The sequence below is a fragment of the Dyadobacter sp. CECT 9275 genome (assembly GCF_907164905.1).
GTDB classification, from domain to species: domain Bacteria; phylum Bacteroidota; class Bacteroidia; order Cytophagales; family Spirosomataceae; genus Dyadobacter; species Dyadobacter helix.
In genome coordinates, this window is record NZ_CAJRAF010000001.1 from 692,492 (window position 1) to 718,118 (window position 25,627).

A 25,627-nucleotide genomic window follows, 5' to 3' on the forward strand; every position below is an offset into this window, starting at 1 on the left:
ATGGTCATATTAGCCCGTGCTGATAATGTCCAATTTTACGTTTAACAGAATGGATTACTTTTTTTAACATAAACGATAGGTATGAAAATGCTTGAAGGAAAAACGGCAATCGTCACAGGAGGTGGATCGGGTATTGGACGCAGTGTGGCTTTAATATATGCATCGGAAGGAGCGAATGTTGTGGTTGCAGATATTCATGAAACCGAAGGGCAGGAAACAGTATCGCTCATCGAAAAAGAAGGAGGCAAAGCTTTTTTTGTCAAAGCAGACTCCTCTTCTGCTGCTGACAACGAAAGACTGGTAACTGAGACGGTTGCGAAGTATGGCGGATTGCATATTGCCTGTAACAATGCAGGGATCGGCGGCCCGGCCGCACCCACGGGAGAATACCCGGTGGAGGGTTGGGATAAAGTTATAGCGGTGAATTTGTCAGGGGTGTTTTATGGTGCAAGGTATCAGATTCCTGCCATGCTCAAATCCGGCGGAGGAGCAATCGTGAACATGGCATCCATTCTGGGGCAGGTTGGTTTTGCCAATAGCCCGGCTTATGTGGCAGCCAAACATGGTGTGGTGGGATTAACCAAAAACATAGCACTGGAGTACGCTTCACAGGGTATTCGTGCTAATGTGGTAGGTCCGGCATTCATTAAAACTCCGCTCTTAAAAGATTTTGACGAAGCAACTTTCAAGTGGCTGGAATCCAAACATCCTATTGGCCGCCTGGGAGAGCCGGACGAAGTTGCCGAGTTGGTACTTTGGCTAAGCAGCGACAAAGCTTCTTTCGTAAACGGCGCCTACTACGCAGTGGACGGGGGATATCTGGCCCAGTAGTATCTGGTGCGAAGTTTTGTATTAGCGGGCATGCCGGTTTAACAGCCGGCATGTTTTGTTTATCAGGTGGACTGGGATTGAAGTATAACAAAACCTGCATCAGAATCCCGGTTTAAATCTATTACTTCTACCTTTGTGTGGAAAACAAGTACCTGCTGTAAATGAAATTGCCAACCGGAAAAAAGCCCCGTTATCTGTTACTGATTCTTTTTTTATTTATAGAAAAAAGCTGCCTTCTCGCTCAAAACCAGAGGTATACCTATGAAAAAGGGATGATGGGGTCACCGTTTGTACTTACTTTTTATGCTCCGGACGATGCCCGGGCGAAAAAAGCCGCAGACAGTACCTTTAGCAGAATACAGCAATTAAACGATTCGCTGAGTGATTATCGGGACGGGAGTGAGATCAACAAACTTTCTGCTACTTCCGGAAGCGGAAGATGGGTTCCGGTGGGGAAGGATCTTTATAACATACTTGCGGTATCACAGGATTTCAGCAAAAAAACCAAGGGCAGTTTTGATGCTACGCTAGGGCCGGTGGTACAGGTATGGCGCCGGGCGGTCAGAAAAGGGTATCTGCCTGATGAAAAGGAAATTAAAGAAGCCATGGCCCGGACGGGGTATCAAAAACTAAGGCTTGATCCAAAAACACAGCGCGTGCTGCTTACACAAAAAGGCATGAGGCTGGATATAGGCGGGCTCGGGAAAGGTTTTGCTGCAGACGAGGCCCTCAAGGTGATGCGTAGCTTCGGGATTACGGCTGTACTTATTGATGCAGGCGGAAAATTGGCGATTGCTGATCCGCCACCCGGAGAAAAGGGCTGGAAAATCAAAGTCTCATCGGGAAGAGATTCTGTAGGAACAATAGAACTCGCACATGTGGGGGTGGCCACTTCCGGCCCCACCTACAGGTATCTGGAATTTGAAGGGAAAAAATACTCTCATATTGTGGATCCTAAAACCGGAACCGGCCTGCTGTTCCATGTAAGAACTACGGTGATATCTCCGAATGCTACAGATGCTGATGTACTGGCAACAGCCTTTAGTGTTACCGGAATTAAAAGGGGGAAAAGGTATCTCAGAAAATACTTTTCGTCATCAAAAGTATGGCTTGTAGAGACAAAGGGAGGAAAGGAAAGGGTATGGAAAACGATTCGATAGAAATTGTAAAAGCAAGTGCCCCTTTTGCGGAAAGAGACGCTTGCTTCGCTCCTTCTCAATGCTGGCCCAACCATTCCAAGATATAATCAGCATCTTCTTTCCAGGTTGGCAGGCCGAGAACAAAGTGGTTTCGCCCTGCAAATTCCTTGTAGTCTGTTACCGACCCGTTCTTTTTATAAGCTTTAAAATTCCTTAGATTCAGAGAAGCTGGTATGATATGGTCTTTGTCGCCGGATGTGAGCAGCAATGGGGCATGTTCTTTACTGAAATCAACTTTTGCAGCCGAAGTAAGTCCGTCGCGAACCACCGTTTTAGATTCAGGAATCGTGTTTTCTTCGTAAGATTTCTTTTGCTCTTCCAGCGACATACCATTTGTAAAAGCATATTGCCAGTCGGCCAGCGACATCAGATATGTTTTTTTGACCGATGTGAAAAAGCCCAGTGCTTTATATCCTGCTTTCAGGAATGAAAATTCATAAGGTATAATACCCTGAGGAGGAACGGAGTGGATGGCTACTCCACCCGCTGCCAGGCCGCGGTTCACCAAAATCTGCGTAATAAGTCCCCCCAGGGAATGGCCGATGAGGATTGGTTTTTCGGGAAGGCTCGTCACGATGTTTGCATAATGATCAACCAGTTCACTTAGATGCAGGCCGGCAAGTTGGATGTCATTAGGCTGACGGTTTCTGAGCACCGCCGCAGGAGCGTCCTTAAAGGGCCACGCAGGGGCAATTGTTTTATAACCTTTGCTTTCAAAATAGGATTGCCATTCTCTCCATCCACTGTTGCTTACGAAAGCTCCGGTAATAAACACCACGGTTTTTGTTTCACTCGTTTTCATGATTTTGTATCTTTAGAAAGTGTTAAGAAACTGTTTGTCAACTGTTTTTTTTAATTTGAACATGACAAAATTCGGCATGGAAAACGGCAATAATTTTAACCCAGGTTAAAATCGTTATTTCATAATCATTCTTTTTCTGATACGGCTGAGTGATGGTCCCTGAATACCAAGATAGGATGCAATGTGGTAAAGCGGCACGTTGTTGAAAATGTCGGGATGCTGTTCAAGCAGATCCAGATAACGCTGTTCGGGTGACAGAAAAAGGAAATCCTCCGCCCGTGTCATGGCAATATTGAAAGCCTTTTCTGCAACCAGCCGCCCGAACTTCTCCCATTGGTGAGATTCCGCGTACAGTTTCGTAAGATTGTTGATGTGGATGTAAAGAATGGATGAGTCGGTCATCGACTCTGTGTAATAGTTACAGGGCGTCTGATTTACAAAACTTTTGTAGGAAACAACGATCTGATTTTTAGAGAAAAAGAAAACATTTTTTTCTTCTGTTGTCTCATCGTTAATGTAGTAGGTGCGAAAAACACCATCCAGAATGAAACCAAGATGTTTACAAACATTCTTGTATTCATTGTAAAATTCACCTTTCCCGTATTGTTTCGTTTGCCAGTAGGAAAGGGATAAGTCGAAGTTTGGCCTGTCCATACCGCAAAAGGAATGTAGTGCATGGCCTAAAAGGTCGATTTCGGTCATAAAATGGTGTTTTTTCAGCGGTACGATGACTTCGTGTTAAGTTCAAAACGGGTTAACAGATTTTGCTAGTTTAAACGAATGCTTCTGCGCGAAAGCTGATTCGGCCTGATCAATCAGATAGCCAATTAACCAGGAAAAGGATACCTCTGGAACAAGCCAGTGTTTTATATTTTTACGATGCTTACCTGCAGTTAGCGTCCGTTCAGGGGCATTCGCCCAGAACGGTATATTCAAAAGAACCAAGGAGATAAATACCCTTTCGGGAATCCAATCGTTAAAATACAGTATTGTCAAGCACTGTGATTTTTACCTGTAATATCGTATTTCGCTGTTTTTTGAGTATGGTAAATTCGTAATTTTTGGTTTTGAGGCTCTCGCCCACGGCTGGAATTTTCCCGAATTTCCAGATCAGGTAACCTGCAATGGTTTCGTACTCGCCCTTTTTGATATCATGAGGTAATTTGTCGTTCACATCCGTAATGGATGCTGAGCCGATAACCAGATAGGTATTGTCACTTTCATTTTTAACAATTGGCGCCTCGTTATCGTATTCGTCCTGAATCTCGCCAACCAGTTCTTCAAGGATATCCTCCATCGTCACAATTCCCTCCGTACTGCCATATTCATTCACAATCACCGCCATTTGCTGGTGGTTCACCTGGAAATCCCGCAGGATGTCACCAATAGGTTTGGATTCGTGGACTGTGAGGACAGGTCTGGTCAATTGCGAGATATTGATTGGTTCTCCTTTCCTCATTTTTATCAGCAGATCCTTCAGATGCAGAACGCCTACGACCTGATCCAGGCTATCCTCGTAAACCGGAATTCTTGAATACCCTTCTTCCAGGATTTTTTCCAGTTTTGTCTCATCGTAGTCATGCACATTTAACCCAAAAACCTGTGGGCGGGGGATCATAACCTGTCGCGCCAGTCGTTTCGAAAAATTAAAGGCGTTTTTAATCAGGTCGTAATCAGCTGCTTCAATGATACCGCTCTCTTTCTGTTGCTGCACCAGGTAACGCAATTCGTCGCTGCTGTGGACTTCGCTGCCGTGGCTCGGGGTGATACCGATGCCTTTCAGAATCACATTCGCGATCCCATTCAAAAGCCATACCACCGGCCTGAAAATCAGGTAAAAGCCATGGAGCGGGTAAGACAAAAACAGCGTAGTGGCTTCTGCCCGTTGTATGGCGATGGACTTGGGTGCAAGTTCACCGAAAACAATATGTAAAATCGTTATAATGGCAAAAGCGGCAGGGAGTGCAATCTGATGAGCCAGTTCGGGATCCAGATGAATGCCTATCAGCTCCATTCCGCCGATTAAAATCTTGGATACTACCGGCTCTCCGATCCACCCCAAACCCAGGCTGGCCAGCGTAATGCCAAATTGAGTTGCTGCCAGATAACCGTCCAGATTGGCCACAATCTTTTTGGATAATATCGCCATGGCATTTCCTTCCTGAGCTTTTTGTTCCAGCTGCGAAGCCCTTATTTTGACAATGGCGAATTCGGCGGCAACAAAAAAACCATTTAGAAAAACCAGGACCAGCGTAATAATAACCTGAAGGAGCATGTAGTTGGGGAAAAGTCTTAAAATAAACCGTTAAAAACAGATTGTAGCACATCCAAAGATATAGATAAAGAAAGGATCGTAAAAACGGCAAAACTCTAATGTACCTCAGGCTGTAAATTTTTAGTAACTTACAGGTATGAAAACGGGTCATGCGGATTTGCCGCTTCATTACGGAAAGGTACCTGCCTGGCTTGCTCAGCGCATGAGTCAGTTGGGTGGTGCCATTGTGGAAGCCGTGGTGGTGGAATATGGCCGTGGTATGTTGTTACAAAAAATGAGCGATCCGTTCTGGTTCCAGTCCCTGGGATGCGTACTGGGTATGGACTGGCATTCTTCCGGGATTACCACTTCGGTAATGGGTGCTCTCAAACATGCGGTTAACAAAAAATCCGGGGAATTGGGTATCTATATATGCGGGGGCCGGGGAAAACATTCACGCCAGACTCCCGCAGAGTTATTAGCCATTGCTGACAAAACCGGATTGGACGGCGCTTTGCTGGTTCATAACAGCAGACTTTCGGCAAAAGTTGACAATACGGCCATTCAGGATGGTTTTCAGTTATACCTGCATTCGTTTGTTCTTTCCAAAGAAGGGCAATGGGCGGTGATCCAGCAAGGAATGAATCCTGATGAACGTATGGCCCGCAGATATCATTGGCATTCTCCCGGTGTAACATCTTTTCTGGAGGAACCGCATTCTTTCATTTACGGGCAAAATCAGGGAAAAATTCTTAACCTGACCGCCAAAGAGGCTGCCCCAGCCAAAGCGGCAATACTATCCCTTACTGCCGAAAACCCTGACAGGGTCATGCGGGAGGTAAGCAGGCTGTTTATGCCGGGGCATCATGACGTGCGTGCAGGGGATGTAAACCTGAAACGCCTGGGCGCGGTGCTTGCCCTTGCTCACGACTATGCTGTTCCTGATATGGAATCCCTGTTATTACTGGAAGGCGTGGGACCCAGGACCATTCAGTCGCTCACTTTAGTAAGTGAAATTATTCATGGCACCCCCTCCAGATTTTCCGATCCTGCTCGGTTCTCATTTGCTCATGGAGGAAAGGACGGGCATCCTTTCCCGGTCCCGTTGAAGATATATGATGAATCCATCCGCGTTTTAGATAAAGCGGTGCATAGTGCCCGGCTGGGCGAGAAAGATAAGTCAGATGCGCTGAAAAATCTGTCCAAAGCCGCCCGGCAGCTTGAAGAGGGATTTGAACCTAATAACCGATTTGACGATATCATCCGTGAAGAACGTGAGAACGCCTGGAAGTACGAAGGACGCACGGTAAAAGGGAAAGCAAAAAAACCGGACAGTTGGAACGGCCAGCTGGAATTGTTTTAAGATACCCGGATTGGTTCGTCTTGCGGGGAATTGCAAAAGTTGGCCCCACTTTGGCACATAGTAAAATACCTTCCATTGCCGCTCTTAACATTTTCCTGTTTACTTTTAATCCCGTTTGAAAAGAGATTTGCTAAAAAGTAATTATTCAATGACCCGTAAAACAAATTTCCGTAAGCCGCTTGCGGGTGCAACTCTGGTTGCGCTGGCTGTGGTATCCTGTATGAAAATGGCTCCTTCCGATTCCTCAAAGATACCGAAAGACGCCTTGGTGGTGAGAGAAGATGCCGCAACGGCTAAAACCAGAGCCAGGGAAATACGTGACAAAGTTTCAATAAAACTTGCTGACGGCCTAAAGCTTGACTTGTGGGCTTCGGACTCCCTCGCTCCCGATCCTGTGGCAATAGATGTGGACGCCCTGGGAAGGGTATACCTCAACAGGACCAATCGTCAGAAAAACTCGGAATTTGATATCCGCGGACACCGCAACTGGATGACGCCGTCCATTGCCCTGTCTACCGTAGAAGACCGCCGTACTTTCCTGCACAGCACTTTTGACCCTGCTTTAAGTAAAGAAAATTCCTGGCTTAAGGATGTTAACGGAGATGGCAGCCACGACTGGAAGGACCTCGCAGTAGAGAAGGATGAAGTATGGCGGCTCGAAGATACCGATCATGACGGGATCGCGGATGTATCGCTGCGTGTGATCAATGATTTTTTTGATGAGATCACAGACGTTGCCGGAGGTATCCTCATCCGCGCAAAAGATGCATTTGTAACCATTGCTCCGGATGTCTGGCGTATGACCGATACCAACAATGATGGGATATATGATCAGAAAACGTCCATCAGCCACGGATATGGTGTTCATATCGGTTTCAGCGGGCACGGAATGTCAAATCCTGTGGAAGGTCCTGACGGGAAAATTTACTGGAATATAGGGGATATCGGGGCCAACATAACAACCAAGGAAGGCGTGAATCACAACCGTTCCAATGAGGGGATCATTGCGCGGGCCAATCCGGATGGGAGTGATTTCGAAATATTTGCCGGAGGCTTGAGGAATACCCACGAATTTGTTTTTGACGAATACGGGAATCTGATCAGCTCAGATAATGATGGTGACCATCCGGGCGAAAGCGAACGTCTGGTACACGTGGTGGAAGGCTCGGATGCCGGCTGGCGGTCCAACTGGCAATACGGGAAATATACCGACCCTAAAAATAACAGTTATAAGGTGTGGATGGACGAGAAGTTATATGTGCCCCGCTGGGAAGGACAAGCGGCCTATATTATCCCGCCAATCAAAAATTTCCACAATGGGCCAACCGGTATGCAGTACAATCCGGGAACAGCGTTGGGAGCAGCCTGGAAAAATAAGTTTTTCCTTGTGGAATTCGTAGGTAATCCTGCACGCTCACCAATATGGTCGTTTGGACTTAAGCCAAAAGGCGCATCTTTTGAACTGGACGGAGAACAGAATATCCTCAACGGGATTCTTCCGACAGGGATCCGGTTTGGTCCGGACGGAGCTCTTTACATTGCCGACTGGATTAATGGGTGGGATACCAAGAACTATGGCCGGGTATGGAAATTAGATGTCACAGAGGATAAAAATGACCTGAAAGCTCTTCGTGCGGAAACGAAGCGTTTGATGCAACTGAACTACGGAGCCCAAAAAGAGGAAATACTCCTGGAGCTGTTGTCCAATCAGGATATGCGTATCCGTTTGAAAGCGCAATTTGAACTCGCCGGCCGCGGTGCCAAAGGTGCGGAGGAGTTTAAAAAAGCAGTTGCGCAAACCGGAAACCGGCTCGCACGGGTACATGGAATATGGGGGTTGGGACAACTGGCGCGTCAGGACAAGTCCTATGCCAATGCGCTTTTACCATTGTTGAAAGATTCCGATTCGGAAATTACCGCCCAGGCGGCTAAGGTACTGGGTGACGCCAAGATAGCTGAAGCTGGCCCTCTTTTGATTCCATTACTGACCAGCTCCGATCCCCGTGCAAAGTTTTTTGGAGCACAGGCACTGGGGCGTATAGCAGACAAATCGGCAATTCAGCCTTTGCTGGCGATGATCAAAGCTAATAATGACCAGGATGTATACCTCAGGCATGCAGCAGTGCTGGCACTTTCACGTATAGGAGAGGTAGCCCCGATGGTTGCCCTTGCTGACAGTCCCGACAGATCATTAAGGATTGCTGCGGTGCTGGTGCTGCGCAGGCTGGCAAGTGAAAAGGTAAGTTTGTTTTTAAAAGATAAGGACGAATATATCGTCACTGAGGCAGCCAGAGCTATCAACGACGATTACTCTATCCCCGCTGCCCTGCCCGCACTTGCCGACCTATTGAAAGAAACCCGGTTTACTTCGGAGCCTTTGCTGCGCCGCGCTGTTAATGCGGCGCAGAGAGTGGGTGGTGAACAGCAGCTGGATGCTGTCATTACTTTTGCCGGGAGGAAGGAGGCTGACAAGGAGTTGAGAGCTGAGGCACTGGCTGCCATTGGTACTTGGGCTAATCCTTCGGTGCTGGACCGTGTTGATGGACGTTACCGTGGCTCTTTTACGAGAAGTGCCGCAATGGTGAGTAATAAAATCAAACCTTATGTTTCAGCTCTGCTGCGGGATAAAAATCCTGCAGTGCTGGTAGCGTCTTCCCAGATGCTTGCAGACCTTGGTATTGCCGACAACAACGCGGCGCTGGCGCAAATCATGGCCGAAAGTGACGCTCCCGAGGTCCGTGCCGCGGTACTAACCGCGCTTAGCCGGTTGAATTATGCAGATATGGAGACGATCATGAAGAAAGGCATGAACGACGAAAATGCGGATGTGCGCGCAGCAGCGCTGGGTATGGTAAGCAGCTTAACCATGTCCGCGGCAGCGCTTTCGGATATTTCCAAAGTAGTTTTTGACAAAGGCTCGGTGAAAGAACAGCAGCAAATGCTGAGGGTACTTGGAGGCCTCCCGATTACTAAAACGGAATCTATTTTTAATGATCTGATCAACAAAATGTCCGCGAAGCAGTTATCTCCCAGCCTTGCGCTGGATCTGAACGAAGCGGTGGATTCTACCAGATCGGCTGCTTTGATAGCTAAACTGGCTCCACTTCGTTCTCAGGGGAATACCGTGGCCGACTATCAGGATGCGCTCTATGGGGGTAATGCACAGGCAGGGAGGCGATATTTCCTTACCAGTTCGGCGGCAGAATGTGTCAGATGCCACTCCATTGGCGGCCAGGGTGGTGAAGTGGGTCCCAAACTTACCACCATTGGAAGCACATTGAGCAGAGAGCAGATTCTTCAGGCTTTGATTGAACCCAGCGCGAGGCTTTCCCCGGGGTTTGGTATGGTCATTCTGACGTTAAAGGACGGACAAACGGCAAGCGGGATTCTTGCTGAGGAAAATGACCACGAACTCATCCTGAAAACTTCCGAAGCCGAGCCATTAAAAATTCCGATAGCAAGGATTGCTAAACGAGAAAACGTTCCTTCCAGCATGCCGCCAATGGGAAATATTATGTCCAAAAGAGAAATCAGGGATGTAGTTGAATTTTTATCGGGGCTGAAAAAGTAATCTGTTTTTGTGCCGGGAAAGGGGAGTCAGTTTTGGCCTGGCTTCCTTTTTTTATATCTGCTCGTCGAAATTACCTTTGACCGTTTTTGCCGTATTACCTTATGAATTGATGATTATTTTGCCGGTTGTCCTGTTTACACCTATCTTCCATAACTCATCAGAAAAATGAAGCTCGATAAAAAAGAAGAGGCCGTCGTTCACAAAGTGATCCGCTTCTGGCAGGATAGCGGGAGAATTTCTCCGCAATTGGCCGAGGAGTTAAAGGGTAGTTATGAAGTAAGTAATTCCAGTGTAGATGCTATAGCATTATACGCACTTATTTCTGCTGTTTCCTGCGGACTGCTTGCTTTTGGGGCACTTGTGATTGACGAAAAATGGATCGAATTATTGAGACAAAAGTGGGGCTTTTCGGAAACTATCGTCGCGGTTGGTTTTACCTTGCTGTCTGTTGTTTTTATTTATATTGCCGGTAGAAGAAAGATAAAAGCACCGGATGCCCGGACCAGCAACGAAACTTATAACCTCACCATTGTACTCGCCGTAGGAATTGCAATTACCTATTGGACACGCAGTTTCTCTAATTTTGACGGGAATTACGCTATACCGCTCCTGATTGCCGCATTTTTCTATGGGCTCATAGCTGCGTACCTCCGGTCCAAAATGCTGTGGATGGTGATGCTGGTCACCCTCTCGGGGTGGTGGGGAGCTCAGACGCATTTTTGGGCTGGCGGAAAATACCGGTTTGCGGGTATGAACTATCCCTTGCGTATGACAATTTTCGGATTGGCCATCTGGATATCTTCCTGGTTTTTGGGCAGATTTCATTCCACCCGGTTTTTTGAAAAGGTTACCTATAACATGGGTTTGTTTCTCTTTCTGCTTGCCGCCTGGACCTTATCCATTTTTGGTAATTATGAAGAGCTGGAAGGCTGGGCCGCAATCAGGCAGGGGCATTTCTGGTATTGGGCACTCGGATTCACCCTCGTTCTGGCAGGATTAACTGCGTGGGCGATGAAACAGGGGAACGATATATTAAGAGATACGAGCCTCGCATTTTTTCTTTTGAATATCTATACCCGATATTTTGAATATTTTTGGGACCGCACCAACAAAGGTATTTTCTTTGCAATCCTCGCACTTTCATTCTGGTTTGTAGCTAGGAAAGCGGAGCAGTGGCGAAATAAGGAAAGTAAGATATTGGAATAAATTGAACTGGAAATGAAGCAACTCAGGGAGATTCGAGAAAATGAAAAGATCCTGATTCAATATCTGTTACAGCTGCTGGAACTGGATGTTCAAAATTATCCGTTGCCCGAAATGGTAGACGAATACGAGGGAGGGAAAATGGGAAGTATCAGCCTGGGTGGAGATGTTGACGCTTACGCAGGTGATCTGATTCAGGTTGAGTACATTGACAGCGACCAAACGCCGGTTGTGATTACGCTCACCAGAGATAGCCATGGGAAGCTGCTGGATCTTGATTTCTGGAAAACAGATTTTTCCAGGCTGATCACTTACCCGACACCCGACCGCCTGATCCTGAATAAAACTTTATAAAACGGAGATATCCGTCTTCCCGGATACCTCCGCAATTATCACTTATTTCCAGGCAATAAAAGGAGCCTGCCTGACATAAGCATCATCCGTCAGTTGGGCGATCATAAAGCGGGCTATCTCCCCGGCACTGATCTTGTCGCCCGGCGAATCTTCCAGGCTGATACCTGTTTCCTGCACTAAGTCAGCGTATTCGATCATCGGAAGCCTTACCAGCGTCCATTCCACGTCGCTTTCCCTGAGTAATTCATACGTTTTCTGCCGGTCCGCAGTTATTTCAGGATAATTGGTTTTCATCCAGTCGGTAGCCATTTGCGTTTTAGTACCTTTTTTATCAAAAGGCGTATCAACATTTAATCCTGCAACCAGCATATACCGTCGGATTTTCAAAGCCGTCATTGCGGCAAGTACACTAACAGTAGCAACACTATTCACCAGCGGCTCCCCCGGGCGTTGGCCAAGGGTACTCATGACGGCGTCACACCCCCGAAGCAGTGTATAAATGACCTGCGGATTGATGGCATCTCCTTGAATAATCTCAATTTCAGAGTCGGAGGAAAGTAGTTCTTCCGTGAAATCAGCGGGGTGCCGCAGCAGTAGTTTTACCGAAAATCCATGGGTTAATAAACTTTTAACCAGGAACTTGCCGGTTTTTCCACCTCCGCCGATGACGGCTATTTTTTTATATGATCTCATTGTTTCTTATTATAAAATATCAGAAAAAATTATTCCTTCCGCCGATGTTGAAAGAACTCCGGCGAGGCCGAAACAAGCGTTTCGGAATGGTTGATATTTTATAATCAGATTTGAATAAGACAAAGGTAAACCACTATCACTGAAAATGAACGACCGGCATCATAAATTTTCGTCGATCAGCTGGGCAAGTTTGGCGTGGTCAAAAGCACCCGAATAAATTACTTTTTTGTTCTTATCAATTAAAACAACCGTTGGGTAGGCCCAAACGCCATAATCCTTTGTGATTTTTTCACCGGCATAGAGCAGATCATATTCCGGTTTCAGCTTCATTTTATTCTTAAAACTCGCAATGACATCTTTGGGGTCGTGGCTGTTAACGGCCAGTAATCGGAAATCCTTGCCGCGGTAATGGCTGTTGATCTCATTTAATTTGGGTATGGCTGCAATGCAATAGCCACAATTTTTTATCCAGAATTCCACCAGTACGACCTTACCTTCCAGCTGCTGGAGCGAGATACTGTCAGACGTATCAAAAACAGGCAGTTTCCATTCCGGGGCTTCTTTTCCCGCCGCGATTAATGCGCTTCCCGCTTCCGCACCATTTTCAAGGGCATATTTGTTTGAATAACTCGAGTAAAACCAGGAGGACTCCGCAGGTGCCGGAGGATTTTCAAACATCTGACTAAAACTTACCCGGGTAAAGTCGGAGTTTACGTTATTGGATTCCAGTATCTGAAGGGGAAGAAAGGATTTTTTGTCAATAATCAAGCGATAGATTACCTTTCGTACCGAGGTGATTTTACGCAAATTTCCCAGATAGCCGATCGATTGCTGATCGAGGCTGATTTTTAACAGGTTGTATCTGGTATTTCCCAATAATGTATCAGACACCGATTTTTCAATGGCAGGGTCGCCGGTGAGCTTTGGCAGGATAGACCTGAAGGTAATCAGAGAGTTATAGAAAAAGGAAAAACCAGCAAAATCCTGACGTTTTACATCACTGCTGACTTTCATTTTTTTTAATTTCGGATTAAAGTCTACTTTTTCCGAACCATTATAAATTCCCATATAGTCAGGCGAGACAACCTGGTATCTCAGCCCTAAAACTTCATCTTCCTGAGTAAAATCCAGAAAACAGTTTCCGCTCATTTCATGATGTATGTCTTCGGAAGCATAATGGAGCTCACGTTTGTAGTCGTAGCGAACGGATTTTATTTCATTCAGTTTACGGGAAACCTGATTGAACAAGTCCAGGTCAGATGGGGAAAGGCAAAAGGAAGTTTTCGCTCCCGCAGCAAGTGCAGGAAGGAAAACAGCCAGTAAAATGAGCTGTTTCATGGTATCAAATGTTTGTTTAATTTATTGTTTTGCGTTGGAGCCAGGCGCGGCCAGCGCCAGTACTTTCATGTTTTCTATCTTCTGATTATTAAATTTAACGTAGAGGTCCATGCCTACTCCTTGCGTGTTTTTGGTAAAAAGAATAATCTCCGTCAGAGGCGCCTTATTGGATTTTATGGTTTTAAGCTGCATTTTATGAAGCATGGCCAGGGTGCCAGGAATGGTGTCAAGCTGGAAATGCCGTTCATTGGTCTTCCGAGAATTTAAAGATGCCAGATTTCTCTCTCCGTTGGTTGCAGAGAAAGCAGCAGCATAAATTTTGAAAGAAATCAGTGCGGTTAATACTACCGGTATAATCATATACGCAAAAGAAGATATACCCGGAGAGTTTGCTTTATTGATCCTGGCAATCCGTTCTTTAAGCGGCGGTGCACCGAATGCATGGGTAAAGGCCTTTTCATATCCGTTAACCCTTAACAACAGGTATTGGTATGCTTTGCGGTTAATCCCATCGTCTAAAATCCGGCGATCCACTATAAATTCATGATTTTTCTTTACCGCCTCTGATAAAAGCCAGCTGGCCGGATTAAACCAGCAAATCATCCGGAGGAGCTCGGCTAGCAGGACATCGAGTGTATGTAACTGATGGACATGGAACCATTCATGTCTGAGAATGATTGCCAGTTCGGTTTTTCCATAATTTTGGGGGTTCACATATATCGTTCGCCAGAATGAAAATGGGGCGGTGGCACCATCAGTAGCCATAAAATTGATTTCCTGGTCATGAGCTTGTTGTGCGTGCCTGAAAATCTGGCGAAGTGACATCAGTTGCATCCATAAACGGATGGCTCTTAGTGTCACTCCGCCCAGGAAAATCCATGTCAGAGGAAGCCAGTAATCTGGGGCACCGTGATGAGCGGACATTATCTGAACCATTCTGACGTGAGCGGGAGAGCCGAGTTGACGTACGAAATGTCCGGTAACCGGAACCGAAAAATCGATCAGCGGGTAGGCTATGGAAAACAAAATGGCGAACAGCAGAAAAAAGCGGTTGACATGATAAAAGGTAAGATTGCTTAAGAGGAATCTGTAAGCCGGATAAAATACCAGCAGGGCCAGGTTAACCTCCAGAACATACATCATCAATGCCTGCATATCAGCTCGATTTTTTATTTTCGATCATATCAATCACCTCCTTCAGTTCCTGCGCGCTGATTTGTTTTTCATTGACAAAAAAAGCTACCATTTCCTTGTAGGAGTTGCGGAAATAGTCACTCACAAAACCACTCATGAACCTTTTGGCGTAATCCTGCTCTTCGATCACGGCATCATAACGATACGTATTTCCCAGTTTTTCACTCCGCACGTATCCCTTGCGTTCCAGATTTTTCACGATCGAAGCAACGGTGGTATAGGGGCTCGGCTCGGGCAGCAGATCGAGGAAATCTTTTACAAATCCCCCATTGACCTTCCAAATTATCCTCATGGTTTCTTCTTCTTGTGCCGTTAGCTTCTGCATGTTTTACGAACTTTTCGTAAATCTACGAAAAGTTCGTAAATTGATTCACTTTGAGAAGGAAATATTTTTTGAGCGCGTTATACTCCCGCCGGAATAGTGATCAAACCACAGTTTTAGTTTTTCTGCCGGGGCACCAAGCCAAATAGCTGAGTGCTGCTCATACATTCCAGCTGTGGCTACCCAATTTTCCACAGATCACGCTCAGAAGTGTACCAATAGGTCCGATGGGGATACATTTCTGAGAGTATATAAATAGGCTAACTATCAGGTTTTTAAAGAGTAATTTAGCCGGAGCTTGCGCATATTGTGAGGAAAACGGGAAGTGCATGAGAAACGTTGGCACAGTTCTTTAATATCCGGATGACAAATGTGATTCACCAATCTGGTACAACCCAAAACATATACTAAAATGGTAGCATCAATCGGAAACAATGGAATGGAAAACCTTAAACCGGGAGCGGTATTGACAGTTTCAGGCGCCATATCGGAAAGTGAGGCGCAGAATGAAGTAGCAAGTTTTCTTCAGTTAAGCCAGCGGGAGGATCTCGGATATTTTGCTATTTCGAAGGACTACTACCTCCTGTATTTGAAATCGGGCAAGGGAGAAGAAGGCGTAGCATAAATGGATACAACCTTAATTTCGGACAAAATGGTCAAATCGGGTACTTTTAAATTATTTGGGAAAAAGCTGATCAATATTATTATTCATCGCCAGGATGTTGTGAAAATATCCTCCATAAAAAGGGGCAGGGCATGTGTGATATATCTTAGAAATAACGTCCCTTACACCGTCGGTGAAAGTAAAGAAGAGGTTTACAGAAAACTCAGCTGGTCGGCCTAGCTTATCAGTGAGTCATTACCCTTGCCTGACAAGCGTCCCGGGAGATACCGGGACGCTTTTTTGTGGGTCAGCATTTTTATTTCCAGCCGGTAACTACTGGATCTTCACGACGCGTTCTCTGATTATTTCGGAAACTTCGAAAGACTTAGTTTGTTTTTCGTTTTTGATGATCACATCAATCTGATATTTACCGGCTTCCAATGCTTCAATGTTCAGGACACGTCCGAATTTCACATTAGATCTCGGTACGGTTTCCCGGTAAACAACAGTCCCGCGGGCGCTCTTTAAAATCAGCGTAGCAGGGGCGTTTGCGTCATTTTTATCCACTAAAATATGGATCTTACCCTCTTTATTGGAATAGATATTGGTACCAAAACCGGCTGATTTTTTTTCTTCGGCCTGTGCACTAAAGGCGGCTGATACGAAAAGAACAATCGCTGCGAAACTTTTTAAGGAATTTTTCATGGCTATTAAGATTAAATATGAATGATTTGTTTGTCATTTAAGAACAAGACAAATGTAGTTTAAAGCAAGGTACTATGTATTGCATAGTACATGGATGGCATTATGCTTGTGATGAATGGTAACTTTTACCAGAAATTTTTGAAAGAGGAATGAAAAATATATAAATCCCCAATTCCCTATGTGATTTTATAATCCGTGGTCACAGCAATTTTTAAGATAAACCGGGATTTGGCAAAACCGGGAGCTAGAACAGTGAGGGTGTTTTGATGATTTCATTCAGCCAAAAGTGCCACCCCGAACAAATGGTTGTATTGCTGGCAGTGAATCAGTACATACTTGTATTTGACAAAATCGGGCATTGCTGTGATGGGATATACCTGCGTGCCACTCACTGATTTCAGTAATCCCAGGTCGATAAAATCTTTTGGTGTAGGATCCTTAGACAAATAAACATGGAGATCCGGGCCGTTGTTGGTTTTGAAATCATCCAGAACGAGGCTGTAATTTCCGCCGCTGGATAAGATCTTGGCCGTTCCCGATACGGATTCTCCGCTTGTTCCCATAAACTTGCCGGACAAGTTGACTGTCGCCAGGCTGTCTACCTTTTCGATGAGGGGCTCCACAGGGGTATTTTCTTCTCTCTGGCAGGCTGCAAAAACAAGAGATACCAATAAAATAAATGCTGGATTTTTCATGATGATGAAGTTAAAGGTGGAAATTAAAATCGGTAAGCAACCCCGAGGCCAAAATTATTTGCCTTGTTTCTGAACCGGTCGATCACGGTTCTGTCCGGGGCGGTTTGTCTTACGGTTCCGGCGGTATATTCGGTGAACAGAAATTGATAAATTGCCCGGACACCCCATTTCTGGTTTAAGTAATATTTCAGGAAGAACTCCGAATTCAGCGAACCTTTGTCGTGATCGCCCGTCAGCAGCAGATTGAAAACCGTGGGCTTGGAATCCGGGTCGGTACGGGTCTGCCCATTGCTTTGAAAAACAGAAGAAGAGTGCCTCCCAAAAGATGCACCGACCAGATCGATATTGAACCCTGCGCTTAATTTCGAATTGAAATCATACCCCAGGTTAATGGTCACATTCAGCGCATTCACGAATGGCCGTTGCACGGTAAGCGTGTCCCAGTTTTCTGTTTTTTGTCCGGCAAAAAAGATGATAAAAGGAGTTGTAAATGTGCGCGTCAGCCGGGCAGGCCCGGCAGTAGTATGAATTAATTTGGCGCCTCCCGCGCTTGTCAGCCGGGCGCCTACACCAGCTTCGATTTTCCTTTTTCTGCCGACACGCCAGTTATGAACATACGATAATGCTCCCGTTCCCTGGGATTTGCCAATGGTTCCGGCCAGATCAACAAATTGGTTCATCTTCGGATTTTCTGTTTGCTGCGCCTGCGCGATGTGCGCGCAGCCTAAAAAGCAAGCCAGAATAATTACACTTGTTTTCATAGGTTTTGGGTTGGTAAGTCTACCATACGATGTTTCCTGGCTATTTATCAGCTTTCAAACCGCTTGCCTGTCAAACTTTGGAGAAAGAGGAGCAGCCGTTTCTTTTCAAAAACGACGAGCAAAAGGCAACAAACAAAAACGATCAGCGCATAGATAAAAAGCTGGCCATGGTCACCCTGTACCTCAATACCCAGTATGGTGAGATGGGAGATCAGCGCGCCCGATATGACGCCTAGCCCAAGCAATGCTCCGAGCCCGGTGGTGGCAGGAATGAGTATCATGACCGCGGCGATTAGTTCAGTAATGCCCGAACCGATCCTTCCCCAAGGTTCCATACCCAGTTTTGAGAAAATGTAGACGGATTCTTCCGCTGCCGAAAATTTGAAGAACAAGGTCTGTAGCAATATGACCGCAGGTACTATACGCAGCACCCAGAAGACGAGTTTATTTGGTTGGTTTGACATGACGATTGTTGAAGTGTTAAGTGTGAAACTGGCTTTTCCTTACGGTTTAAGTCCAAGGGCCAAACGCTGATTCCTGACGGCTTTCAGGGTTTCTCCCTGATCTCCACCCAGTTTTTATCTGCTTTTTCGATGTATCCCGCCTGGTCCTTATTCCAGATTTGCTGTACTTTTTTATTGTAATTGAAATAAAGCTTGTTGTCTTTGATCGTCCAGGTATCGGTCTCGGTAGGAGCTTTGTGCCCGTCCGCTGTTCCGTACGCGCAATATCCGCCATATTGGGGCGCGAATTTTTCAGGCTCGTTTTTGAACATATCCAGATTTTCCTGGTTGGCAAAAAGCCAGTTGGTGTCTTTCCAGCGGTAAGCAAATTTTTCGCTGCCCTTTGTTGCCCTGGCATCCGTGTGAAATGCAACGACGTCGTATCCCCTGATGGCCAGGCCGTCTTTTTCGAATATTTCTGACTTTTGCGCATGAGCAGCCGCTAAACTGAAAAACATAAAAAGGGTAACAAAAACAGATTTTTTCATGATCATGATTGAAAGAAAAATAAAAGGTTTATCGGGTCATTCTGGCCCAGTTGGCGTCGGCCTTCTTTTTTAATTCAGGCTCGTCTTTGTTCCAGGTTTTCAGTGTATTGTTGAAATATTTGTTGTAAAACAGATAGAGCTTACCGTTCAGCACCTTAAAGGTTTCCGGGTCAACCTCCACTTTTTCGCCACTTGCCCCCATGGCATAGGCACACCATCCGCCATACTGCGGTTTGTATTTGGCGGGATCGGCCTTGAACAGATCTCGGTTTTGTGCCGAGACAAAATAATAGGTAACGCCTGCGTCCGTTGCTGAAAATTCTTTTTTCCCCTCCATGGCTTTTCCCGCCGTAAAATACCCGACAGGATCATATCCTTCCATGGCCAGGCCCGACCTGGAAACGTTACCGTGCTTTTTGGTTACGTCCTGGGCAAAAATACCGTATGCGGTGCTCATGATGAGCAGCAGAAACGTTACTGTCTTTTTCATTAAATGCATTATTTCGAATATTAAAAGGGATTAATTCAGGTCAAAATAGGGCTTTACCGTGTCGGGCTTTCCCAGCGTATTGCCACAAACTTCCAGTCTTCAGGGCATTCCAGCGGTGCCTCTGCCAGCCATGAGTATCGGATCATCGTTCAGGCGGTTTGTCTGTGTTTCACGGTGGAATACGCGATCCCGAAATTTTCGGGCAGTGATATATGCCTAAACTCAATTTTTATGGCAATGGCCATAATAGCCATGTGATGCACGGCATGCTCCACATTATAAAGCAGTTCGCGGTAAAAGGTGGTGGTGATCCGTACATCATTCCGGGCGTCGGGACAGTAGGATGCTTCCAGTTTCAGCACCATATCCTCTTTCATCACACGCAGGAGCATGATGAGTTCTTTCATTTTGGAGACTGCCTTACCTGGGTCATTTTCGAGGGTCAGATTACGTTCGCGTTTATCGTAATTCAATTGGCCGGTATTGCCCGCCCGAACGGCCAGGTCATAAAACTCGAGAATATGCCGCAAGTGCCGCCCCACCGAATTTGCTGAAAGCAAGTCGAGCGATCTGGTATATTCATCCTTTGAAAATTGTTCGGCCACGTCAATGAGCTGACTTAAAATTTCTATGGAAACATCCTGTAATTTCATAGCTTCAAGTAGGTTTTTAGCTGGTGTTCATTTGGTAAGGGTGTCTCAAAGGATGTGCCATGGGCACAAATAAGGTTAAAATGCCTTTTACACGTTTCCAGTGCATGATTTGTCCAATATTTACAAGGTGTGCCAGAAAGCTTTACTCACGATATTTCGTAACCTTTCTGTTTTTTCGTGAAAAGCCGTAGTTGCCTTTCCAGGCAGTCGGTTGTCTTTTTAATATAAAAAGGGAGTTATAAGGCTGCAATCGCCCAAAACTTCATAGGTTGGATTTTCGGAAAAAGAAGGAACAGGAATTGAAGAAATCCTGGATAACTAGCGTAGTATTTCAAATCGAGCGGGTTATGAAAATATTTTTAAAGTGGTTTTTTGCCTGTTTTTTCTATATAACAGGCATCGGTTTGGAAGTTACAGCGCAGGGCGTGGGGACGCCGCTGATCCAGCATTTTAGTCCCAGGGAGTATCAGGCACATCCTGAAAACTGGGGTATTGTGCAAGATCAGCGCGGGATTCTTTACATAGGAAATCAAAATGGGTTACTGGAATACGACGGCAGTACCTGGAAGCTGATCGAAGTGCCCGGAACAGCGGCCAAATCCCTGGCGGTCGGCACGGGAGGAAGGGTATATGTTGGTACGCCCACCGATTTTGGCTACCTGCTTTCACGCCCGGGAGGGCAGCTTCAGTATGTGTCGCTGAAAAGGTTGTTACCGCAATCCGAACAAGTTATTTTGCCTGTAAACCGTATTTTCAGTGATGCTGGGGGTGTTTATTTTTGTACCTCGAAAAAAATCTATCGATATCAGGGAAAAAATAAATTGCAGATATGGACGGCAAATGACTCGTTTCTGTCAGCCAATTTCATTGGCAATACGCTCTATGTGCAGCAGGTATCCGGGCAACTGATGTGGCTAAAGAGCGGCGGATTAAAACCCGCACCCTGTGGGGATCAGTTTGGAGGCATGAGATTAAGGGCGCTGCTTGAATTTTCTGAGAATCGTCTGGTAGCGGTAACAGAAAAAAACGGCTTGTTTGTGTATGCTCCATCCGGGCTTTCGGAGAAATTAAAGCCTTTGAAGACGGCGTCGGACAACTGGTTTCAAACTGCCGGAATAACTGGCGCGATATGCTCGTATAACCCGAAATCTAAGTCTTATCTGTTTTTTATTTCCAGTCAGCTCGGTGGAATCCGTATCTTGAATGAGCAGGGTGTTGAACAAATGCGGCTGGACGCCGGTACCGGTTTTAACCAGAACAGCATCGCATCCTTGTATCTGGACAAGCAGCTTTCGCTGTGGGCGATGACTGGGAGCGGAATATGCCAGATCGGATATAATCTGCCGGTAAGCCGGTTTGGAACCAGCCAGAATATCAATTCGACCGTTTGGAGTATCACCCGCCATGCAGGTCGTCTGTATGTGGGCACCGGGATAGGCCTTTTGGGGTGGAATGCTCAGAAAAATACTTTTGAGCCGGTGAGGGCTATCCGGTCGGCGACCCGGACGCTGCTTTCAGACGGGAAGGACCTCTATGCAGGTACATCCGAGGATATTTTCAGGATCAGGGAAGATAAAATCGTGCAGGTATTACACACCGGCGGCGAGTCCGTTTATGCTTTACTAAGGCCGAAGGCACATCCGGAACTATTATTTGCCGCACTTTCCAACGGTGTGTTTTTGTATGAGTTGAGAAATAATTTATGGACAGCCATCGGAAGGGTCAAAGAACTGAATGCCGATTGTCGTTCCCTGGCAGAGGATATGCGGGGGACGGTTTGGGTGGGAACCGCTAAAAATGGTTTTTACAAACTGGATTTAAACGACGGAGTGAAGCCCGGCCTCCCGCACCAGCAGGTCGGAGCGGGACTTAAAGACTTCTCCTGGAACTATGTTTTCCCTACCGCCCGCGAACCCCGGTTTACTTCCAAAAACCATGTGTACGAATTTAACCGGGAAAAAGGTGCCTTTGTAGAAATAGCAGGACTCAGAAATGTGTTACGGGATTCGGCAAACAGTGCGCCTTATTTCGTGGAAGACAGTGCCAGAAACTGGTGGTTTGCGAACCCTCTGGGGATCCTAAGGCAAATGCCCAATGGAAATACGGAATGGGATAGCCTTAGCCTGATGCCGATTCAGCGGAAGGGTTACAGCATTTATCCTGAAAAAACCGGGATTGTCTGGGTTGGAAATGACGAAGGCCTGTACCGTTACGATGGTATCCAAATGGCCATGCACCCTTCTTATCCGGTACTGATCCGCGAGGTCAGATTGTTGTTAAATGATTCATTATTGAATATTTCGAGTCCGTATGCAAGTCAGTCTGTTGTGTTAAAAACACCTCTGGATTACAATTTACGGGATATCTCCTTTCGTTTTGCGGCAACGAGTTATGTGGGAGAAACCGGCAACGAATTTCGTTACAAACTGATTGGAGATGAGGTTATGGCCACAGACCTGGAATGGTCGCGCTGGTCGAAGGAGAGCTGGAAGGACTATACCAATCTGCCGGCAGGGCACTATGTTTTTCATGTTATGGCGCGGAATCCTTACCGTGAGCTGAGCCAGGAAAGTAGCTGTACCTTTGATATTCTGGCGCCATGGTATCGAACCTGGTGGGCCTATTCTCTCTTCGGACTAGCGGCATTTCTGGTAGTTTGCCTAGTGATTTGGCTTTATACACGCCGTTTAAAAAATGAGAAGGACAAGCTTGAAAATCTGGTGGAAAGCCGGACCGCCGAGGTGGTTGTGCAGAAGGAAGAGCTTGTGGAGCAGGCAGCGCGTTTGCAGCTTGCCAAGGAAACTGCCGAAAAGGCCAACCATGCCAAAAGCGAATTTCTGGCCAATATGAGCCATGAATTGCGGACGCCCCTGAACGGGATTCTGGGCTTTGCTCAGGTCCTCCAGCGTGAACCAGCGCTCACAACCAGCCAGGAAAAAGGACTGACCGTAATTCGCAAAAGCGGCGAACACTTACTGAACCTGATCAACGAGGTACTGGACATATCCAAAATTGAGGCGCAGCGGCTGGAAATTCAGAATACAGCTTTTAACCTGCATGGGCTCCTGGATGATACCACCAGCCTTTTCCAATCCCGGGCCGAAGAGAAAGGACTTGCTTTTTATGTGATAAAGGATGACAATGTACCTGCTGTGGTAGTCGGCGATCATAAACGTATTGTGCAGGTAATCAATAATTTGTTGAGTAACGCCATTAAGTTCACTGAAAACGGAACGGTTACTTTCAGGGTTAACTGCGAGGTAATGCATGGCGGATTTTACAAAGTGTTGTTTGAGGTTACGGATACCGGCATTGGCATTTCGGAAGAATTTCTGAGTGAGATTTTTCTTCCCTTTCACCAGGTAAAGGACCGCCGTTTATTTACGGAGGGTACCGGACTCGGACTGGCCATTGCGAACAATCTGGTACGGCTGATGAACGGGACCCTGGCCGTGAAAAGTGAGGTGGGACAGGGGAGTGTATTTACAATGGAACTGGTACTACGGCAGGTTGACGGGGAGTCGGATGCCGATTTGTCGGAAAGGCGGATAGCAGGATATACAGGCACAAGGAAGACGGTGCTGGTGGCAGACGATCATGCTGAAAATCGTCAGATTGTGAATGAATTGCTGACTTCCCTGGGTTTTCTGGTCATGGAAGCCTCTGACGGAAAAGCAGCCGTTGAACTGGCAGCAACCGCCATTCCCGACCTGGTGATCATGGATCTGGTAATGCCTAACCTGAATGGTTTTGAGGCAGTGGCCAGAATGAGGGAAAACCTGGCGCTTGTGGATACAAAGATGATCGCTTTCTCGGCCAATGTTTTTGAACAAAACCAACAACGGACCCTGAACGAGGGTTTTGATGAATTTATATCCAAACCCGTTGATGTGTCAGCCTTGTTATGTTCAATCGGGAACTTGCTGAACCTGGAATGGATCTATACCAGCCCGTTTGATGCGAGCGATGCCCTTGAAAAATCTTCGGATACCTCCAACGTATTACCGCCGGTTGCCGAGTTGGAAATCTTACGGGAATATGTTTTGAAAGGAGACATTCAGGGAATTCTGGATGCACTGGATCAGATAGAACTTCAATATCCGGAGTCGACGGGCTTTGTAAAACAAATGAGGAAATGGGCCGGGGAATTTGATATGGGGCGGATGAGGGGGTGGCTGGATGGGGAGCATCATGTTATAACTTTTATTTCTATCTTTGTTTTTAACGTCTTGGTTATAATATGATTAAAGCGAACATCATTAGTATAGGTAATAGCCAGGGAATAATCATTCCTGCAAGCCTTTTACGGAAATTGAATTTATCATTCAAATCTACCGTGCAGGTGGAAATAGATAATGGCGCCATCGTAATCAAACCAGAACCCAGGCCGGGATGGGCGGAGGCGGCTCAACAAATGCACGAAGGGAAAGACGACGAACTGTTAATGGACGACACTCCTTCCGAATTTGAAAAGGAAGAGTGGACATGGTGAAAGATGTTTTGCAATATGATGTCTACTGGATATCCCTGGATCCCACTTTGGGAAGTGAAATTGCAAAAACCCGTCCATGCGTGGTTGTAAGCCCGGATGAGTTGAATAAATTCTTACGAACGGTAATTATCGTCCCCATTACTTCGACTTTAAAGAATTACCCTTGGCGCGTCCAATGCACGGATGCAGGCCGTAAGGGCTCCATGGCTACAGACCAGCTAAAGGTGGTTGACAAAGTGCGAATAGGTTCCAGAATCAGCACTTTGTCGAAGGCCGAAATTATTGTGCTCTGAAAGACATCATGCGCCGAATGCTGGTTGATTAGTGGGCTGTCTTAGCAAGTTGTTCCACCAAGGCAGCGTCTTTCCTACCACGATTTGATGACCATATTTACTTATAAAAATCAGCCGGATACGTTCCCGCCAAAATAAATTGTATGTATGCAACATACTTGTTTTCTGGTTTGCAGCCAAGCAACATATACATATGTTTCAATCACGCCCAAATCGAAACAAACTGGCAAACTGCAAGAAAAATGAAAAGCAATCCGATGATCCGGTCCATCCGGTGCTGATGGGCAGCCACCCAGCGGGTCAGGAAACGACTGCCGTAGATAAAGGGCAGCAGCCCGCCTAGGGTTCCCAGAGAGATTCCACACACATATATCAGAATCGATCCGTTTTCAGAAATGCCAATAAGTCCCTTTCCCTGCAATAGTGTCGTATACAATATCCAGAAAGGAAACGCAACCACATTGAGAATGCTCAGCAAGGTTCCCAGATAAAATGAAGAAACACTTTTTTGCCGGCTGCCGGCCATGCTGTTTTGCTTGCGGATGTAGTGGATTCCCATACCCAGCAAAGTGGTGGTGGCAACTGCTTCCGTAATGTGCCTGAGAGCCGGAAAATCAATGATGGACCGGGTCAATTGCACCGAAATGTAACTGTAAACAAATTCAACCATCGCACAGGCCAGGGCAAAACGTATCGCCGAGTGGATCCCTTTTTTGAGCGAAACGTCCATCACCGTGATGTTAAGTACGCCCAAAGGAAGCGTACCCAAAAAACTTACGACCAGTCCAATGAAAAAATTAAGGTATAAGGTGGGCATGG

The 25,627-nt window shown here is 46.2% G+C and carries 26 protein-coding genes; 11 read left to right on the forward strand and 15 right to left on the reverse strand.

What is annotated here, in order from left to right; genetic code table 11:
* Positions 1 to 81 precede the first annotated feature (81 nt).
* Both KOE27_RS02710 and KOE27_RS02715 read left to right on the forward strand, forming a co-directional pair.
* Positions 82 to 831, forward strand: coding sequence for an SDR family NAD(P)-dependent oxidoreductase (locus KOE27_RS02710; RefSeq protein ID WP_215237313.1), 750 nt, complete (start codon positions 82 to 84; stop codon positions 829 to 831).
* Between the two features lie 161 nt (positions 832 to 992).
* The gene (locus tag KOE27_RS02715) at positions 993 to 1,991 is read left to right on the forward strand and encodes an FAD:protein FMN transferase (protein WP_215237314.1); all 999 of its coding nucleotides are present in this window, start codon (positions 993 to 995) and stop codon (positions 1,989 to 1,991) included.
* A 55-nt stretch (positions 1,992 to 2,046) separates the two neighbouring features.
* Here KOE27_RS02715 and KOE27_RS02720 read toward each other — a convergent pair whose 3' ends face one another.
* The 3 genes from KOE27_RS02720 to KOE27_RS02730 form a co-directional block, all read right to left on the reverse strand.
* On the reverse strand, positions 2,047 to 2,832 hold the full coding sequence (locus KOE27_RS02720) for an alpha/beta hydrolase (protein WP_215237315.1): 786 nt from the start codon (positions 2,830 to 2,832) through the stop codon (positions 2,047 to 2,049).
* A 114-nt stretch (positions 2,833 to 2,946) separates the two neighbouring features.
* Entirely contained in the window at positions 2,947 to 3,534 is a 588-nt protein-coding gene (locus tag KOE27_RS02725) for a Crp/Fnr family transcriptional regulator (protein WP_215237316.1), read from the reverse strand.
* Between the two features lie 274 nt (positions 3,535 to 3,808).
* Positions 3,809 to 5,107: a hemolysin family protein gene (locus KOE27_RS02730; RefSeq protein ID WP_215237317.1), complete on the reverse strand. Its 1,299-nt coding sequence runs from the start codon at positions 5,105 to 5,107 to the stop codon at positions 3,809 to 3,811.
* 136 nt (positions 5,108 to 5,243) lie between these two features.
* Here KOE27_RS02730 and KOE27_RS02735 point away from each other — a divergent pair, with 136 nt between their 5' ends.
* The 4 genes from KOE27_RS02735 (at position 5,244) to KOE27_RS02750 (ending at position 11,577) form a co-directional block, all read left to right on the forward strand.
* Entirely contained in the window at positions 5,244 to 6,449 is a 1,206-nt protein-coding gene (locus tag KOE27_RS02735) for a DUF763 domain-containing protein (RefSeq protein WP_215237318.1), read from the forward strand.
* 148 nt (positions 6,450 to 6,597) lie between these two features.
* A complete protein-coding gene (locus KOE27_RS02740; protein WP_215237319.1) occupies positions 6,598 to 10,020 on the forward strand; it encodes a DUF7133 domain-containing protein in 3,423 nt (1,140 codons plus the stop codon).
* 165 nt (positions 10,021 to 10,185) lie between these two features.
* Positions 10,186 to 11,226 carry a hypothetical protein gene (locus KOE27_RS02745; RefSeq protein WP_215237320.1) on the forward strand — a complete coding sequence of 347 codons (1,041 nt, stop codon included), beginning with the start codon at positions 10,186 to 10,188 and terminating at the stop codon, positions 11,224 to 11,226.
* A gap of 12 nt (positions 11,227 to 11,238) precedes the next feature.
* Complete coding sequence (locus KOE27_RS02750) at positions 11,239 to 11,577, forward strand: DUF6984 family protein (RefSeq protein ID WP_215237321.1); 339 nt, start codon at positions 11,239 to 11,241, stop codon at positions 11,575 to 11,577.
* Positions 11,578 to 11,619: 42 nt separating this feature from the next.
* Here the strand turns inward: KOE27_RS02750 and KOE27_RS02755 are convergent, their stop codons facing one another.
* From KOE27_RS02755 to KOE27_RS02770, 4 genes are all read right to left on the reverse strand, one after another.
* The gene (locus KOE27_RS02755; RefSeq protein WP_215237322.1) at positions 11,620 to 12,270 is read right to left on the reverse strand and encodes an NAD(P)-dependent oxidoreductase; all 651 of its coding nucleotides are present in this window, start codon (positions 12,268 to 12,270) and stop codon (positions 11,620 to 11,622) included.
* A gap of 159 nt (positions 12,271 to 12,429) precedes the next feature.
* Positions 12,430 to 13,608, reverse strand: coding sequence for a TlpA disulfide reductase family protein (locus KOE27_RS02760; RefSeq protein WP_215237323.1), 1,179 nt, complete (start codon positions 13,606 to 13,608; stop codon positions 12,430 to 12,432).
* Positions 13,609 to 13,629: 21 nt separating this feature from the next.
* A complete protein-coding gene (locus KOE27_RS02765; RefSeq protein WP_215237324.1) occupies positions 13,630 to 14,763 on the reverse strand; it encodes a M56 family metallopeptidase in 1,134 nt (377 codons plus the stop codon).
* A gap of 1 nt (position 14,764) precedes the next feature.
* A complete protein-coding gene (locus tag KOE27_RS02770) occupies positions 14,765 to 15,127 on the reverse strand; it encodes a BlaI/MecI/CopY family transcriptional regulator (protein ID WP_215237325.1) in 363 nt (120 codons plus the stop codon).
* A 409-nt stretch (positions 15,128 to 15,536) separates the two neighbouring features.
* On the opposite strand from KOE27_RS02770, the gene KOE27_RS02775 reads away from it, so the two are divergent.
* Positions 15,537 to 15,749 carry a hypothetical protein gene (locus tag KOE27_RS02775; protein WP_215237326.1) on the forward strand — a complete coding sequence of 71 codons (213 nt, stop codon included), beginning with the start codon at positions 15,537 to 15,539 and terminating at the stop codon, positions 15,747 to 15,749.
* A complete protein-coding gene (locus KOE27_RS02780; RefSeq protein ID WP_229252606.1) occupies positions 15,750 to 15,968 on the forward strand; it encodes a hypothetical protein in 219 nt (72 codons plus the stop codon).
* Positions 15,969 to 16,061: 93 nt separating this feature from the next.
* Here KOE27_RS02780 and KOE27_RS02785 read toward each other — a convergent pair whose 3' ends face one another.
* From KOE27_RS02785 to KOE27_RS02815, 7 genes are all read right to left on the reverse strand, one after another.
* Positions 16,062 to 16,433 (reverse strand): DUF3324 domain-containing protein, encoded by a 372-nt coding sequence (locus KOE27_RS02785; protein WP_215237327.1) that lies wholly within the window; start codon positions 16,431 to 16,433, stop codon positions 16,062 to 16,064.
* A gap of 272 nt (positions 16,434 to 16,705) precedes the next feature.
* Positions 16,706 to 17,128, reverse strand: a complete 423-nt coding sequence (locus KOE27_RS02790; RefSeq protein ID WP_215237328.1) for a DM13 domain-containing protein — start codon at positions 17,126 to 17,128, stop codon at positions 16,706 to 16,708.
* A 23-nt stretch (positions 17,129 to 17,151) separates the two neighbouring features.
* Positions 17,152 to 17,889, reverse strand: coding sequence for a hypothetical protein (locus KOE27_RS02795; RefSeq protein ID WP_215237329.1), 738 nt, complete (start codon positions 17,887 to 17,889; stop codon positions 17,152 to 17,154).
* 47 nt (positions 17,890 to 17,936) lie between these two features.
* A complete protein-coding gene (locus KOE27_RS02800; RefSeq protein ID WP_215237330.1) occupies positions 17,937 to 18,353 on the reverse strand; it encodes a DoxX family protein in 417 nt (138 codons plus the stop codon).
* Between the two features lie 83 nt (positions 18,354 to 18,436).
* Complete coding sequence (locus KOE27_RS02805; RefSeq protein WP_229252607.1) at positions 18,437 to 18,880, reverse strand: YHS domain-containing (seleno)protein; 444 nt, start codon at positions 18,878 to 18,880, stop codon at positions 18,437 to 18,439.
* A gap of 28 nt (positions 18,881 to 18,908) precedes the next feature.
* Positions 18,909 to 19,370, reverse strand: coding sequence for a YHS domain-containing (seleno)protein (locus KOE27_RS02810; protein WP_215237331.1), 462 nt, complete (start codon positions 19,368 to 19,370; stop codon positions 18,909 to 18,911).
* A gap of 149 nt (positions 19,371 to 19,519) precedes the next feature.
* On the reverse strand, positions 19,520 to 20,023 hold the full coding sequence (locus KOE27_RS02815) for a DinB family protein (protein ID WP_215237332.1): 504 nt from the start codon (positions 20,021 to 20,023) through the stop codon (positions 19,520 to 19,522).
* Between the two features lie 347 nt (positions 20,024 to 20,370).
* Between KOE27_RS02815 and KOE27_RS02820 the strand changes: the two genes are divergently transcribed.
* The 3 genes from KOE27_RS02820 to KOE27_RS02830 are packed head-to-tail and all read left to right on the forward strand — an operon-like array spanning position 20,371 to position 24,808.
* Positions 20,371 to 24,267, forward strand: a complete 3,897-nt coding sequence (locus KOE27_RS02820) for a hybrid sensor histidine kinase/response regulator (protein ID WP_215237333.1) — start codon at positions 20,371 to 20,373, stop codon at positions 24,265 to 24,267.
* Positions 24,264 to 24,515 carry an AbrB/MazE/SpoVT family DNA-binding domain-containing protein gene (locus KOE27_RS02825; protein WP_229252608.1) on the forward strand — a complete coding sequence of 84 codons (252 nt, stop codon included), beginning with the start codon at positions 24,264 to 24,266 and terminating at the stop codon, positions 24,513 to 24,515. Before KOE27_RS02820 ends, KOE27_RS02825 begins: the two co-directional genes overlap by 4 nt.
* Positions 24,509 to 24,808 (forward strand): type II toxin-antitoxin system PemK/MazF family toxin, encoded by a 300-nt coding sequence (locus KOE27_RS02830; protein WP_215237334.1) that lies wholly within the window; start codon positions 24,509 to 24,511, stop codon positions 24,806 to 24,808. Before KOE27_RS02825 ends, KOE27_RS02830 begins: the two co-directional genes overlap by 7 nt.
* A gap of 202 nt (positions 24,809 to 25,010) precedes the next feature.
* Here the strand turns inward: KOE27_RS02830 and KOE27_RS02835 are convergent, their stop codons facing one another.
* Positions 25,011 to 25,625, reverse strand: a complete 615-nt coding sequence (locus KOE27_RS02835) for a LysE family transporter (RefSeq protein WP_215237335.1) — start codon at positions 25,623 to 25,625, stop codon at positions 25,011 to 25,013.
* Positions 25,626 to 25,627: the final 2 nt, after the last annotated feature.